The sequence below is a fragment of the Bacillus sp. PPSBB_2 genome (genome assembly GCF_045291115.1).
GTDB lineage: Bacteria > Bacillota > Bacilli > Bacillales > Bacillaceae_G > Bacillus_A > Bacillus_A cereus.
Genome location: NZ_CP147983.1, coordinates 1,211,915 through 1,225,893, shown reverse-complemented (window position 1 = coordinate 1,225,893; position 13,979 = coordinate 1,211,915). Strand labels below are relative to the sequence as shown.

Genomic DNA, 13,979 nt, shown 5'->3' with positions numbered 1-13,979 from the left:
CCTTCTATATATATAAAATTATCTTTTTTATCATTCCAAACAAAAGTTAATTATAACATGATTTTTCCTATATTTGTCCAACTGCCCAAAATTCACTATAATAAAATGAGGTTACATGAATATAAATACGAAAACACTTAAGTCTAGACTCGTTTTCAGCTATACTTTAGTATGTACAGTACATAACAAGATTAGAAATTTATTTGGAGGTGCTAACTATGGCAAAAGATAGTTCTTTTGACATCGTTTCGAAAGTAGAATTACCTGAAGTAACAAACGCAATTAATATCGCATTAAAAGAAATCCAAAACCGATATGACTTTAAAGGAAGTAAAAGTGATATTAAATTAGAAAAAGAAGTACTTGTTTTAACTTCTGATGACGAGTTTAAATTAGAGCAAGTAAAAGACGTTCTTATCTCTAAACTTGTAAAACGTAACGTTCCAATTAAGAACTTAGATTACGGAAAAGTTGAAGCTGCAACTGGCAACACTGTTCGCCAACGCGCAACACTTCAACAAGGTATCGATAAAGATAACGCGAAAAAAATTAACAACATCATTAAAGAAATGAAATTAAAAGTAAAAACACAAGTACAAGATGATCAAGTACGTGTTACAGCAAAAAGCCGTGATGACTTACAAGCAGTAATCGCAGCTGTTCGTAGCGCTGATTTACCAATCGACGTACAGTTCATTAACTACCGCTAAAAAGAAAACTCCTCTTAATTAGAGGAGTTTTCTTTTTTGTCTTGTAGAGACAATATTACGAGAACAAACTATAGAAAAAAGGTATGTGCGGTAAAAATCGCTAAGTAAATTGAAAATAAGGAAAAGACACCTTAAGACGTTTTCCCTTCGATTTGAATTACTTTTCTTAGCAATTACATCCTAGGCCAAAGTCATCTTAAAAATTGCTATAACTCATAATTCCTCTCCTCGCCGAAACGTAACAATTTATGAGTATAAGAATATTTTCCAACCTTTAATGTAATGTAAAATTAATAAGTATTTTAAAAAATGTTAATTAAAAAAGAGTTAGAAGTGGTTATTTGAAGAAATTAATATTATGGTTTTTATTGGCCACATTCTCCCTAAATACTGTAGGATGTTCTAATAATACGAATACACTAACGGATAAGTCTAACTGTATCAACAAAGCTTGGTACAAAAAAAATATGTCATGTAATCATTTAAAAAAACATTAAATAGTTAATGATAAAGGTCATAAAAAAAAGACACCTCAAAGTGCCTTCCTCCGACTTGAATCATCTCAATCTTAACAATATTTGGATGTGATTAAAAAGAAGCATAAATTGTTAATAAAGATGCAGACTTCAAAATAAAAAGTACACTAAGTAAACTCTTATTCAAAAATTTATATTAAGCACTAATATTTTAGAAACAAGTTTATAAGTATAAAACCTACAGAGATTTTCCCTGTAGGTTTTATTATATTTCAAGTGATTTCCAAATGAATTATAAGTGACTTTTTTCAGTTTGGTTTTCAAAATATTTTTCTTTAACCATTTTTATCAGATTTTCTTTTTCTGTTAGTTCAAATATAAATAATGCTTTTTTCATGTTATTTGCAATATCTTCTTCATTCTGTTGTTTAAATCTTAATAAATTCCATCCTTTTAAATAGTAAAGTTCACCTAATAAGTATAGAGTATTTAGATTAATAGCTAATTTGATGCCCTTATCAAGGTATTTTACCGCTTCTTCATATTGATAGGTCATACCTAAACATTTCGCTAAATTAAAAATGATTTTTAATTTAATCGCTTTATCTCTCGGAAAATCTAATTTATTAAAATTAGTTAAACATCTTCCTAATATAGTAATACTTTTATCATATTCTTTATTTTCCGCATAAAATATAGACATTGTCTGCATAATATCTATTTCTCTTTCTGATAAAAAATCAACATTGGTTAAAGTTAGTTTTAATGCATTATTTAAAAGCTTTAAAGCAGTTTTTATGGATCTGTTCACCTCAAATATAGCAATAGCTTCATGCCATAGGAGAAATTGTTTATCTTCTTTTGCCTGGAAATTCTTTTCATCTTTCTCTTTTTTCACGATTTCATAAAGTTCATTATATTGTTTTTGCTTTAAGCAATCTTTTATTACACATTTTACATTTTCTACATATTTTAGCTTTTTGTTTTGAGTTAATGCAAATATATTATTTGGGTCAATACCAAGTCTTTCTGATAATTGATATAACAATATACTAGATGGATAAATCATACCTTTTTCTATTTTGCTAATTTGACTTTGCGAACATATTCCATGACATAATTCGGATTGTGATATATTTTTTTTAATTCTAAGCTCTTTAATGGTAATACCCAAATCGTAAAATTCCATTTTCCCACCTACTATTTAGTACTATATTAGTATAAGAGTATTCTCTAACTTTTAATGTAATGTAAAATTAATATAGTTGCAATTATTGTTTGTTTCAAAGGTCTTTCTCTATCCGTATTGACACAAAAACAGGCTAGGAAGAAGACTTTCTCCCTAACCTGGCCCCACCGAACAAACTTACAAATCCAATAAGAAGACATGAACATAGAGTGAGTAACTTCTCATCTCATCTACGTTTCCTTTTAACTGCAATTAAAAACGCAATAAATAATACATTCACACCAACGATTAAGGAGATAAATAACCAATTCACACCTGTTTCTCCGTTAACTTTATACACGTTTGATTCTTCACGCTTTAAAACGAGATAAAATTTTCCATTTTCCTCTCTTATAATTTCATCCTGCAACAATCCTCTTAACTCTTGTTTTTCACCAATTTCACTTGCAGGTAAGGAGACTTTTTGTGTTTCTTTCGTATTATTAATTGCTACTAAAGTTACTTCATCTTTATATTTTCGTTTTAGTATACTCATCCCGCTCTTATCATACAGAAGCTCAAACGTACCGCGTCGTAAAGACGGTCTCGCCTGCCTAAGTTCACCTAGTTTTGTTATGTGCTGCATAAATTTTTCGTCTGACTTAAAATCCATTAATCGTCTATTATCGGGTACACTTCCTCCATCTAATGCAATTTCAGTTCCGTAATAAAAATTCGGAATCCCAGGTGATGTTAACAAATATGTAAGCGCCAGTTTTAAACGTGATGGCGGATAATACATATTTTCTTTTGCAATACGCGCATATCTTTTTGTTTCTTGATCATCTAAAAACGTAACAAATTCCCCTTCTTTTTTACTCACATCGTATAACGATTTCACCGATACATCCGCTTCAGAAAACGATTCTACTATTTTTTCGTTGTATTCGCTATCCTCCTTTGTCATAATACGAAAATCTTTCTTTATCACTTGCATATCTTTTTGCGCGTTATCCCAAAAGGAACGCGGCTTTTTTTCACTATGTATAACATAACTTCCGTCTAAATCAACTTCTTTTATCCACCATTTCATTGCGTCAATTACCTGTCGTTCGTTTTCTCCAAGCGGAAATTGAAATACAACTTTCATTCCTTTTGCATGAGCTTCTTTTACAAGTTCTTTCACATCATTTTCTGTCCCGAAATGTTCATTTACCTTTTTAAAATTTCGCACGTCTAATCCATCGTACTTTCCACTTTCAAAAAGCGGCGAAAGCATAACGGTAGTAAAACCCATTTCTTTTATGTAATCCAACCTTTTTATAATTCCTCTTATATCCCCGCCTTGATACCCTTCTAAATTACCAACTTCTAATTGTTTGTCATTTTTCGGTTCTCCATTATTGAAGCGATCAATCATAATGGAGTATATAACTTCATCTTTCCACTCTCTTTTTTCGTCTGCAAAAGTATGTATTGGTACAAACAAAACAAAAGCTAAGCAAAAACAAATGAATAGTTTCCTAGTCCGTATTTTTCCCACACGCATCCCCCAAGTTTTTAATTGTAAGAATATTATACCAATTATCCAAGAGAAACGCATATGTCGATTTCAATCCTCACAAAATAATCTATGTTACATTTTCTAACATCATGTATATATTTTTCTGAATTTTTAGTTGATTTTTAGTTACTTTTCGAATATGATATGAAACATAACAAAACGATGTTATTTTTTCTAACATTATAGGAGGAGAGCTCATGAATATGGGAGATACAGTTTTTATGTTTGTGACGACAGTAATGGTCATGTTGATGACACCAGGATTGGCACTTTTTTATGGAGGTATGGTCCGCAGCAAAAATGTACTCAGTACAACGATGCATAGTTATAGTGCAATGGCTATCGTTTCGATTCAATGGATTGTTATCGGCTATTCTTTATCATTCGGACCAGATTGGCACGGGCTTATCGGTACACTTGATTGGTTCGGTCTAAACGGAGTTACCTACGCACCAAATCCAGACTACTCATCTACTATTCCTCACAATTTATTCATGATGTTTCAACTCATGTTCGCCATTTTAACTCCAGCTTTAATTTCAGGTGCATTTGCTGAAAGAATGCGATTTTCTGCCTTTCTTATTTTTATCCTTCTATGGACAACGATTGTTTACAATCCTGTCGCTCATTGGGTATGGGGCGTCGGCGGGTGGCTAAGGGAACTTGGTGCACTAGACTTCGCTGGCGGAAACGTCGTTCACATCACTTCCGGAGTTGCTGGTCTTGTATTAGCTATTTTCCTTGGAAAACGAAAAAACATAAATGGTTCTTCTCCTCACCATTTGCCATTTACAATGTTAGGCGCAGGATTATTATGGTTTGGCTGGTTCGGTTTTAACGTCGGAAGCGCATTATCTTTAAATGATGTAGCTTTAACTGCATTTATTAATACAAATATAGCTGCTGCTGCCTCAGCATTAACTTGGATGCTTTCAGAGTGGTTCTTCCAATCAAAACCGACTGCGATGGGAGCTGCTTGTGGCGCCGTTTCCGGTCTAGTCGCTATTACACCAGCTTGCGGGTTCGTTACACCTTTCTCAACTCTTCTTATCGGAGCAATTGGCGGCGTATTATGCTTCGGAGCGGTCTTTTTCTTAAAAACAAAATTCGGATACGACGATACACTCGATGCATTCGGATGTCACGGCATCGGTGGAACTTGGGGCGGTATTGCAACAGGATTATTTGCAACTACTGCCGTAAACGGTGATGGCGCTAACGGATTATTTTACGGAAACGCCTCGCTGCTGTTGAAACAACTTGTAGCGATCGGCGCAACATATGCGTTCACAATTATAATGACGTATGCCATTATTAAAGCAATCAACTTCTTCCTCCCTGTCCGGGTAGATGAGCACGAGGAACATATGGGACTTGATATTTCGATGCATGGGGAGAAAGCTTATGAGTATACTGAGCGAGTGAACTAAAAAAGAGATGCAATCTATCGATGATAGATTGCATCTCTTTTTTGCGTACCGGGCAACATACCCCACCTAGTATAACTGGAAATATATTAACGGTTTTTTGGATATATCAACGATTTTTCAAATATATCGATTGTTTCTTTCAATATATCAACGGTTCGACACAACATATCGATTTACCAACAAATTCCGACATGTTTTACATGCGAAATACCCCACATAACTTTATACAAAAAAGACGACCGAAGCCCGGTCGTCTTTTCCTATTTATTTCGGAGCATTTCCTACATATTGCGTAATATCAACATTTAATGCCTGCGCTAAACGCATACCGTATTCTTGATCTGCACGGAAGAAGTTACAAACAGCTAATAATTTTGTGCGTTCATTTACGTCTTTCAAGTCATTTGTTAAGTTTGCAATTAAGTTATCTTGCTCTTCTTTAGAGAATGAACGGTAACGCTCACCTGCTTGTTTAAAGTCATTTGGTTTCTCAATTTTTTCACGAGATACATAGCCTTCTACTTTCATAGTTGAATCGCGGTAAGCTGGGTCTTCAACTGGATTTTCAGCATGACGGCTCGGTTCGTAGTTGATTGTAGATGGGTTTTGATTTACTTGCATCGCACCATCACGTTGTTGGTTATGAACAGCTGCGTATGGGCAGTTTACAGGAATTTGTAAGTAATTTGCCCCAAGACGATAACGTTGTGTATCTGGGTAAGAGAATAAACGACCTTGTAATAATTTATCTTCCGATGGCTCAATACCATTTACAGTTGCACTTGGAGAGAACGCTACTTGTTCTACTTCTGCAAAGAAGTTTTTCGGATTACGATTTAACGTCATTGTCCCTACTTCCATTAATGGGAAGCGATCTTCTGGCCACACTTTCGTTGGATCTAGTGGATCAAAGTCTAAAGAGTCCATTTCATCTAATTGCATAACTTGTACGTGTAAATCCCATTTTGGGTGATTTCCTTTTTCGATTGCATCGAACAAGTCACGAGTTGCATGATTGAAGTCTTTCCCTTGTACTTCTTGCACTTCTTTCGCATTTAGGTTACGTACACCTTGCTGTGGTTTCCAGTGGTATTTTATATAAACAATTTTACCTTCTTCATTAATCCATTTAAATGAATGGACGCCAAAACCCTCCATTTCACGATAGCTTGCTGGTGTACCGTAATCAGAAAATACCCATGTCATCATATGTGTAGATTCTGGACTTAACGTCATGAAATCCCAATAACGATCTGGCGTTTGAATATTCGTATCAGGTGCTGGTTTTAAGGAATGTACCATATCTGGGAATTTAATTGCATCACGAATGAAGAAAACTGGTAAATGATTACCTACGATATCGTAGTTTCCTTCTTCTGTATAAAATTTAACAGCGAACCCACGTGGGTCACGTGCTGTTTCAGGAGAACCTTGACCATGAATAACCGTTGAAAAACGAACAAATACAGGCGTTTCAGTTCCTTCATTTTGTAAAAATGCCGCTTTCGTATATTGCTTCATACTATTTTTCGTTACGAATACACCGTGAGCACCTGCACCACGCGCATGCACAACGCGCTCTGGAATACGTTCACGATCAAAGTGTGCAAGTTTTTCTACTAAATGATAGTCTTCTAATAATACTGGTCCACGACGACCAGCTGTACGAGAATTTTGGTTGTCTCCAACTGGAGCACCTTGGTTTGTTGTTAAGCGATTATTTGGATTCATCTAGGGGGATCCTCCTCTTTATTTCGTAGTAATTATTATTTATTTAAAATTATTATAAATAAATTATTATTCAAAACTAAATCTTTGTCAACTATTTCCTTCACTTTTTTGGAAACAATTTCAGCCAAACAGTCGATAAATGCTGATTGTGCATTCGGCATATTTGGTCTAAAATATTTGGCATTTAATTCATCAGTTACAACTTTACATTCATAATCGTTGTCATATAAAACTTCTAAATGCTCCGCTACAAAACCAACTGGGCAATATATGAAAGATTCGTACCCATGCTCTTCATATAAATCTTTCGTTAAATCTTGCACATCTGGACCAATCCACGGATCTGGAGTATTCCCAGCACTTTGCCAACCGATTGTATAGTTTTGAATATTTGCAGCTTCTGCAATTAAATCTGCCGTATGCTTTAGTTGTTCTACATAAGGGTCTCCTGCTGCAATAATTTTTTCTGGCAAACTATGCGCTGAAAAAATTACGACTGCTTTCTCTTTATTTATAATATTAGTAAACGTCTCTTTTATTTGGTCTGCCCAATACGAAATAAACTTCGGTTCATCGTACCATTGTTCAATTGGTTCAATAACAGGACCACCGATTTCTTTTGAAAGACGAATAGCACGGTCATTATACGCTTTAATGCTAAATGTAGAGTAATGTGGCGCTAATACGATACTAATCGCTTGCTCGATCCCATCACGCTTCATTTCTTCTACCGCATCTTCTATAAATGGTGCAATATGTTTTAAACCTAAGTAACAAGTAAATTGATACTCTGTAAATATGTTATTCATTGAATCTGTTAATTTATGCGCCTGTTCTTTCGTAATTTTTGCAAGCGGCGAAATTCCACCAATCGCTTTATAGCGGCCAATTAAATCTTCAAGCGCTTCTTCTGATGGCGTACGCCCGTGACGGATATGTGTATAATATGCCTCTACATCGTCTAATGATTCTGGTGTTCCATACGCCATTACGAGTAAACCTATTTTTTTCTTTGTCATCTATATAACACCTCAATTTTATAAATGAGAATACTTTTCAGAACATTCGTTTCCAATTATAACAAGTAATAATAAATACGTCAAAATAATAATTCTAATTAAATATTATTTATAAGGTGATTTTGAATTTTATATGAAAATTTCTTTAATAAAAAGCGACTTACATAATTGTAAGCCGCTTTTCCCTTATTCCTTAATATTTACCCCATATTCTTTAAACCAAACGTGAATTTGTGCTAAATGAGCTAAAAGCTGTGGCCCAGTCATCAATTGACCAAACACCATTTAACTACAACAAAAATAAAAGAGCACAGCCTGTGTATAAAGTGCGACCAACACTCTATATACCGTCCGCCTACTCTAGATAGGCAAACACTTGCTGTACTCTTACGGACTATTTTACAGTACGTAAGGGCTCCTTAGCAACAGTTTGCTTACACTTGGCATTCTGTTGCTTTTTTGTTTATACAAAGGGGCTAATTCATATGAAAAAAAAACGTATTGATGTTATAGCAAATAAAGAATCCTTCCACAACTTATCATCATTCAAAGATGTGGAAGAACTAAATAAAACTGTACGTGCATACAGAGACACTATTCGTATGTCCATTAAGCGTACTGACGTACAATCTAAACTAATTGCATTACTTGAAATTTTAAAACGCCATAGCTGTAAATATGTGGGTGTTAGTTTCCTATGCAAAAATAGAATAGCTGAAAAAATGGAAGTTTCATATAAAACTGTACAACGTTTAATGAAAAAGCTTGTGGATCTAGAGATGATTAAGCAAGTAGCAATGAAGCGCACAAAGGATATGTTACAAACTTCTAACGCTATTATTATTCATCCAATTGTAGAAGAAGTGTCCGACAAGGTAGATACAAAAAGTCCTACAAAGTGTCCTACCATTAAAACAACCCCTGTTTCCTTAAAACAAAATATAAAAGATATAAACAAACGTAATAGTAATGAGAATAGCAATACTCCAGAAGAGAATATTGAACAAGCTGATTTCGTTGCTCACTGGGTACCAGAACGTTTTGTTTCTTTAGTTAGCTATTTTTACAGTGAATCTAAAACTATTCAAGAACTGTGGAAAGTCGTAAGACAGTGCAATAAAATTGTTAACCATACAACAGGTGATAAAGTATTTACTAAAGACCAGGAACTTACTATTGGCTTAAAAGCTATTAAAGAGTTTGTTATGAAAATTAAATCCGGAGCAAAAATGAAGAAGGGTACATTTGCTTATTTCAACGGAATTGTAAATAAATTAATGGACAAGTTCTATTTCGATAAGGAATTTATAGGAATGTAATATTTACAGTTGTTGTATGAAATTGGTGTAATTTAGAGGTTTTTCCATGAGTTATGATACAATCGCATCCTTACAACGTATGCAACCATTAGAGCAAGCACCAGCTGCAACTGGAAAATGTTTAGTTCTAAAAAGAGTTTATGAATCAGATAAAATTTCAGCTCTCATTATCGTTCTTTGTATTATCGCTATCCCAGCAACAATGTGTATATCCCTTTTAGTTGGATTAGTCATCTATTACATTAGAGAATTCAAGCGTACAACATATGTAGTAAAAAATGTTGCTACTGGAGAGAAATTCAGGGTTAATAAGCAAGATTTCAGACAACACAAAAAAGAATTTAAAGCAAAGGAAAAAGCAGTTTAAAAAATATCCGAACTATAATTAGAGGTAAAGGAAAGATATATTAAATGAAGAAGAACTCTAAATTTATGACTGTTATTCGTTCAATATTTAGTTTATTTCGTTTGTTGAGTACAATCATAAACCCTATATTACAGGCATTATCTAAAAGTAAATTTTAATTACATAGAAATGAATCATTTCGCATGTATTATTTATGCCTCTAGAGAATCACTACATTTTTAACGCCTTCTTACCAGAGAAGGTATCTTGTTGTTTTCACAGCATGTTAGGCACTTTAGAAGCATAATAAACTGCTCCTGGCATGATGCCATTTTATATATAGAAAAACACTCCCATTCACAACATTGAAGTGAACCCGAATATTGGTACATGAAAAAAAACAAGAGTCCATTACCCAGAAGAAGTAAAGTGGAAAGTCATTAAAATGAAAAAGGATGGGTATTCCAATCGGGCCATTATAGAGACGCTTGGAATCAAAAATATCTCCCAAATGAAGACATAGATGAAATAGTATCGCACCAACCAAGCGTACCGTTTTCAACAGCCTGTAGGATCGTATACAACAAAAAAGGTATACTTTCCTCAGGGTATGAAGAATTATACCTTTTTTTACTTAACTACCACTTTTTCAGTTCTTTATAACCGACCAAGAATGTTCTTTTCCTTTTCCCTATCCCACTCCACATATATTATATAATTAATCAAAGATATTTTATACATTACATCAAACTACTTGATTTACAATCATAGAAGCACCAATGGCGGGAGCGAGACTCATAGTCAAAGGTACTGCGCTATTATTTCTCAAGGTAAGGACGTCTCCAGCACTCAACGATAATTGTGCTTGCCCGCTAATTCCTCCGGTAGCCACTAATACTGGATATACGGTAGAAGCATCGACAGTACCATTTACAGCAATTCCAATTTGACTTCCTATACCAGCTGTAATGTTGACAATAAACTCAATTTCATACACTCCAGCGGCAGGCACAGTAACTGTAGTTGTTCCTGCTGTATGAGTTATGCCATTCAGCGGTCCATTATTGCTAAATGGTATATCCGCACCTCCTACAACGGTAGCATCTGCAATAGTAGCTAATTGATAAACATATCCAATAGGAAATGCTCCGGTACCTCCAGTTGGTCCTGTTTCTCCGGTAGCTCCTGTCTCTCCGGTAGCTCCTGTAACTCCAGTCGGTCCTGTTTCTCCGGTAGCTCCTGTTTCTCCAGTCGGTCCTGTTTCTCCGGTAGCTCCTGTNTAAATATGCCGGATTAAGCTGGAAAATCAAGCAATCTGGAAATTATCAGTCTGAAAATACGCCCTTAACCAAACAAGGCAATCGTTATCTTCGCTATTACTTAGTTGAGGCTGCCAATTCAGTAAGAAGATATTTGCCTGAATATCAAGCATTTTATCAAAAGAAATACAAAAAAACACCCAAACATCAACACAAAAGAGCCATCGTCTTAACCGCAAGAAAATTTGTGCGTCTGGTGGATACGCTACTACGTAACCATCAACTCTACACGCCACCAAGGAGCGTGATAGAAAAATAACACTTTGTTATTGACGCAATCTTGGAAACGGCCCGAAAAAATTTCATTTTTGGTCGGGTCTATTTCCGTATGCTGAAAAAATCGCACCTAGAAAAAATCAGTCTTGTTTTACTCTTGACTTATTACCACTAGACTGTTTATTAGTTTGTGGATGACACGATTAATTTTTCTTGTATACAGCCTTTCCGCACATCGAGATGGTTCTTAGCAAAAACACTTTGATTACCTTCTAAAACAAATCCTCTTGTACCATCTGCCTTTTTAACCAATTGACCAACCACATGAACAATTCCCATAATATGATTGACGATTTTATCCCGAATATCTGGAATGAATTGTGTATATTGCTGCCCATCATCATGAATGATATTTCTTGTTGTTTCCCAAGCTGTAAAAATAACATTTGCATCTAATGAGTTAAACGTTTCTACTACCTTTAAAAGATGGTTATCTAGTAAAGCGTAATCCTTTAATTCCGGCATACCACTTTTCGTATTTTCACCTTTTTTAAGTAACCATAACTTTTGGTAATGCGTTAAATTATCAACAAAGATGTTATCGTATTTAGCGATATTTGCTTTTGCTAATGCATAAAATTGTAGGATGCTATCATGTGGATTTTCACCATCAATTTTAGCTACATCTACATTTTCATATCCTTCTAAAACTTGGCTTGTCCCATCAATATCCAAGACTAATGTTTTACCTGGTAACAATCCAGCAACCGTTGTTTTACCGTTACCTGGCTTTGAATAGATAATGATTTTTGCTTTTTTACTTTTGGTAATGGCAGCACCGTTTGTGATTTCCAATTGATTCACTCCTTCGCCATGCTTTTCAAAACAAAAATAGAAGCTTCCAAATCAAAAATTTTACTTTCCGTGTTCCAAATATTTTGTTCCACAATCGGTTTCTTTTCTATTAGCCTTTCTAACTCTCTTTTGTGTTCACTTAACCTTCGTTGTTCCACAATTAATGACTTTTCTAGTTCTTCAATTCCACCATTCAAAACGGCAGCACCTCTTTTTGTTTACTCATTTCATTTACTTCTATCAACGCCTGCAATCCATATTCATAGGCAATCACCATACAAATGGATTCCGAATCATCACAAAGTTTGTATCGATCAATTAGACGCCTTAAAATGGATATCTCACTTTCAATCTTTTGTTGTAAGTTCATTTCATTCACCTGCTATCTTTTGGGTAGAATGTACAACAACGTATTCCTTAACGCATTCTGTTGAATTGTGTATACAATCACCTTCAAAATCCAAGTACTCTTCACCGCAGTAGATTTCCTTATTGCAACTCGCACAATGCCCCATAACCTTCGTTATCGCTGAATCATTTGGATTTCCTATAATCATTGGATTTTCAATTATGATCGTTCACTCCTTTACATGCATTCATTTCATGCTATAATGACCTCAACATGTGTTTTTATTAGGCCGTCAGCCCCAACTGGCGGTTTCTCCTTTTATACAGCTCGAAAACATTCAACATTCTGTTCTGCAATTAAGTAATTCGTTAGATTCCCTTCAAGTACAGCATCCTGGCCAAACATAAAATACTTATCATCTTGCTTAATTCCACAGCCATAGAAATCTTCAATTGGATGATCAGGTTCTTTAGTGGATTCCTTTCCACCAATGTCTTTCACAAATATTGCATCGATATTACTCAAACTAATGTGGAATGGTACTGTCGGAGTTGCACCTTCATATTCAATTCCTGATAAAAATCCAAAACTATTTTTAAATGTTTTAAATTGCTCTACTGTAAAACTTGTTTTAACTCCTGATTTAAAAACTAGTGTTATCTCCTTCAATTAATTCACCTCCCTTCGATTTGAAACCTTACGGTTCATTTCCCTTAGCTGACACTTTGCTTCGATTTCAGTAACAAGCAACAATGCTGGGCTCTTTCTCATTTCTGCACATCTTTTTACAACATCTGATGCTTTCATTAATTTACTTGCGGATAATACTCCATTCATTTCTCTTCACTCTCCTCTTTGGATTTGTAGAATAAAAATTTATCGTCAAATTTCGCAACCATTTCAAAAAAATTATTTACTTTCGTTTTGTTTATTCCTTTGTTCCAATTTCCTTTGTAAAATGAGCTCCCGTGCAGCTGGTATTAACGGTGTTAAAAACTTTTTCCATTGCTCTTTTGTAGGTACTATTTTCACAACATTCCCTTTTTCATCACGAATGATTTGTCCCCCACTCATGCTCTATCACCTCAATGCATTTATATGTATGTGGGACAGTTGGACTATCCATTTAAAATACAACTTCATGAAACGATTTTTTTTAAAACGCTCGCTCTTTCTCTAACGCGTTCTTTTACTTGTACGAATTTTTCGTACTTAGGTCCAAAAAATATATCCTCGTAAGGAATGTCAAATAAGTACATATACTTTTTGATTAATTCATCTGGCATGTTAGTTGAATCCTGTTCATATAACCATAACGTTTTTGGGGATACTTCTAATATATCCGCAAGTTCTGTTTGATTGAACCCTGCACTTTCACGTAGTTCGTTTAATGCTCTTTTGAAATAATCCATTGTGTGACCCCCTTCCTTCGAGATTTATTGTATTACTAAATTTATGTAATTTCAACACAAAAGTA

At 34.6% G+C, this 13,979-nt stretch carries 16 protein-coding genes and 3 pseudogenes; 6 read left to right on the top strand and 13 right to left on the bottom strand.

Going from position 1 to position 13,979, the window contains the following annotated elements:
• The first annotated feature begins 218 nt into the window (after positions 1 to 218).
• Positions 219 to 710 carry a YajQ family cyclic di-GMP-binding protein gene (locus V6946_RS06020; RefSeq protein ID WP_001040149.1) on the top strand — a complete coding sequence of 164 codons (492 nt, stop codon included), beginning with the start codon at positions 219 to 221 and terminating at the stop codon, positions 708 to 710.
• Between the two features lie 768 nt (positions 711 to 1,478).
• Here the strand turns inward: V6946_RS06020 and V6946_RS06015 are convergent.
• The gene (locus V6946_RS06015; protein WP_006928991.1) at positions 1,479 to 2,375 is read right to left on the bottom strand and encodes a helix-turn-helix domain-containing protein; all 897 of its coding nucleotides are present in this window, start codon (positions 2,373 to 2,375) and stop codon (positions 1,479 to 1,481) included.
• Positions 2,376 to 2,601: 226 nt separating this feature from the next.
• Complete coding sequence (locus tag V6946_RS06010) at positions 2,602 to 3,957, bottom strand: alpha-amylase family glycosyl hydrolase (protein WP_050427354.1); 1,356 nt, start codon at positions 3,955 to 3,957, stop codon at positions 2,602 to 2,604.
• 158 nt (positions 3,958 to 4,115) lie between these two features.
• Here V6946_RS06010 and V6946_RS06005 point away from each other — a divergent pair, with 158 nt between their 5' ends.
• Positions 4,116 to 5,348, top strand: a complete 1,233-nt coding sequence (locus V6946_RS06005) for an ammonium transporter (protein WP_006928985.1) — start codon at positions 4,116 to 4,118, stop codon at positions 5,346 to 5,348.
• 264 nt (positions 5,349 to 5,612) lie between these two features.
• Here V6946_RS06005 and katB read toward each other — a convergent pair whose 3' ends face one another.
• From katB to V6946_RS05990, 3 genes and pseudogenes are all read right to left on the bottom strand, one after another.
• Complete coding sequence (gene katB, locus V6946_RS06000; RefSeq protein WP_001069179.1) at positions 5,613 to 7,079, bottom strand: catalase KatB; 1,467 nt, start codon at positions 7,077 to 7,079, stop codon at positions 5,613 to 5,615.
• Between the two features lie 35 nt (positions 7,080 to 7,114).
• Positions 7,115 to 8,098, bottom strand: coding sequence for a ferrochelatase (gene hemH, locus V6946_RS05995; protein ID WP_366982034.1), 984 nt, complete (start codon positions 8,096 to 8,098; stop codon positions 7,115 to 7,117).
• Between the two features lie 186 nt (positions 8,099 to 8,284).
• Positions 8,285 to 8,377, bottom strand: a pseudogene (locus tag V6946_RS05990) (aspartate--ammonia ligase); the annotation flags it as partial.
• Between the two features lie 206 nt (positions 8,378 to 8,583).
• Between V6946_RS05990 and V6946_RS05985 the strand changes: the two are divergent.
• The 3 genes and pseudogenes from V6946_RS05985 to V6946_RS05975 all read left to right on the top strand — a co-directional run.
• Entirely contained in the window at positions 8,584 to 9,417 is an 834-nt protein-coding gene (locus V6946_RS05985) for a helix-turn-helix domain-containing protein (protein WP_366982033.1), read from the top strand.
• Between the two features lie 46 nt (positions 9,418 to 9,463).
• Complete coding sequence (locus tag V6946_RS05980; protein ID WP_006924920.1) at positions 9,464 to 9,784, top strand: hypothetical protein; 321 nt, start codon at positions 9,464 to 9,466, stop codon at positions 9,782 to 9,784.
• A gap of 376 nt (positions 9,785 to 10,160) precedes the next feature.
• Positions 10,161 to 10,283: pseudogene (locus tag V6946_RS05975) on the top strand (IS3 family transposase); the annotation flags it as partial.
• 225 nt (positions 10,284 to 10,508) lie between these two features.
• Here the strand turns inward: V6946_RS05975 and V6946_RS05970 are convergent.
• Positions 10,509 to 10,874: a BclA C-terminal domain-containing protein gene (locus V6946_RS05970; protein WP_406622348.1), complete on the bottom strand. Its 366-nt coding sequence runs from the start codon at positions 10,872 to 10,874 to the stop codon at positions 10,509 to 10,511.
• A 164-nt stretch (positions 10,875 to 11,038) separates the two neighbouring features.
• Here V6946_RS05970 and V6946_RS05965 point away from each other — a divergent pair.
• A pseudogene (locus tag V6946_RS05965) lies at positions 11,039 to 11,341 on the top strand (transposase); the annotation flags it as partial.
• A gap of 140 nt (positions 11,342 to 11,481) precedes the next feature.
• On the opposite strand, the gene V6946_RS05960 reads toward V6946_RS05965, so the two are convergent.
• The 7 genes from V6946_RS05960 to V6946_RS05930 form a co-directional block, all read right to left on the bottom strand.
• The gene (locus V6946_RS05960; protein WP_406622262.1) at positions 11,482 to 12,153 is read right to left on the bottom strand and encodes an AAA family ATPase; all 672 of its coding nucleotides are present in this window, start codon (positions 12,151 to 12,153) and stop codon (positions 11,482 to 11,484) included.
• A gap of 5 nt (positions 12,154 to 12,158) precedes the next feature.
• The gene (locus V6946_RS05955; protein ID WP_098214351.1) at positions 12,159 to 12,350 is read right to left on the bottom strand and encodes a hypothetical protein; all 192 of its coding nucleotides are present in this window, start codon (positions 12,348 to 12,350) and stop codon (positions 12,159 to 12,161) included.
• Positions 12,347 to 12,523: a hypothetical protein gene (locus V6946_RS05950; RefSeq protein ID WP_176545745.1), complete on the bottom strand. Its 177-nt coding sequence runs from the start codon at positions 12,521 to 12,523 to the stop codon at positions 12,347 to 12,349. The genes V6946_RS05955 and V6946_RS05950 overlap by 4 nt, the downstream gene beginning before the upstream one ends.
• 297 nt (positions 12,524 to 12,820) lie before the next feature.
• Positions 12,821 to 13,171 carry a hypothetical protein gene (locus V6946_RS05945; RefSeq protein WP_006919349.1) on the bottom strand — a complete coding sequence of 117 codons (351 nt, stop codon included), beginning with the start codon at positions 13,169 to 13,171 and terminating at the stop codon, positions 12,821 to 12,823.
• Positions 13,172 to 13,339, bottom strand: a complete 168-nt coding sequence (locus V6946_RS05940) for a hypothetical protein (protein ID WP_006919348.1) — start codon at positions 13,337 to 13,339, stop codon at positions 13,172 to 13,174. It lies immediately after the preceding gene.
• Between the two features lie 72 nt (positions 13,340 to 13,411).
• The gene (locus tag V6946_RS05935; RefSeq protein WP_006919341.1) at positions 13,412 to 13,576 is read right to left on the bottom strand and encodes a hypothetical protein; all 165 of its coding nucleotides are present in this window, start codon (positions 13,574 to 13,576) and stop codon (positions 13,412 to 13,414) included.
• A gap of 65 nt (positions 13,577 to 13,641) precedes the next feature.
• Positions 13,642 to 13,914: a helix-turn-helix transcriptional regulator gene (locus V6946_RS05930; RefSeq protein WP_006919337.1), complete on the bottom strand. Its 273-nt coding sequence runs from the start codon at positions 13,912 to 13,914 to the stop codon at positions 13,642 to 13,644.
• Between the last annotated feature and the right edge of the window lie 65 nt (positions 13,915 to 13,979).

Coding starts and splice junctions, on each gene's coding strand:
- V6946_RS05980 (WP_006924920.1), top strand. CDS start 9,464: ATGAGTTATGATACAATCGCATCCTTACAACGTATGCAACCATTAGAG.
- V6946_RS05930 (WP_006919337.1), bottom strand. CDS start 13,914: ATGGATTATTTCAAAAGAGCATTAAACGAACTACGTGAAAGTGCAGGG.
- V6946_RS05935 (WP_006919341.1), bottom strand. CDS start 13,576: ATGAGTGGGGGACAAATCATTCGTGATGAAAAAGGGAATGTTGTGAAA.
- V6946_RS05940 (WP_006919348.1), bottom strand. CDS start 13,339: ATGAATGGAGTATTATCCGCAAGTAAATTAATGAAAGCATCAGATGTT.
- V6946_RS05950 (WP_176545745.1), bottom strand. CDS start 12,523: ATGAACTTACAACAAAAGATTGAAAGTGAGATATCCATTTTAAGGCGT.
- katB (WP_001069179.1), bottom strand. CDS start 7,079: ATGAATCCAAATAATCGCTTAACAACAAACCAAGGTGCTCCAGTTGGA.
- V6946_RS06010 (WP_050427354.1), bottom strand. CDS start 3,957: ATGCGTTTCTCTTGGATAATTGGTATAATATTCTTACAATTAAAAACT.
- V6946_RS06015 (WP_006928991.1), bottom strand. CDS start 2,375: ATGGAATTTTACGATTTGGGTATTACCATTAAAGAGCTTAGAATTAAA.
- V6946_RS06005 (WP_006928985.1), top strand. CDS start 4,116: ATGAATATGGGAGATACAGTTTTTATGTTTGTGACGACAGTAATGGTC.
- V6946_RS05985 (WP_366982033.1), top strand. CDS start 8,584: ATGAAAAAAAAACGTATTGATGTTATAGCAAATAAAGAATCCTTCCAC.
- V6946_RS06020 (WP_001040149.1), top strand. CDS start 219: ATGGCAAAAGATAGTTCTTTTGACATCGTTTCGAAAGTAGAATTACCT.
- hemH (WP_366982034.1), bottom strand. CDS start 8,098: ATGACAAAGAAAAAAATAGGTTTACTCGTAATGGCGTATGGAACACCA.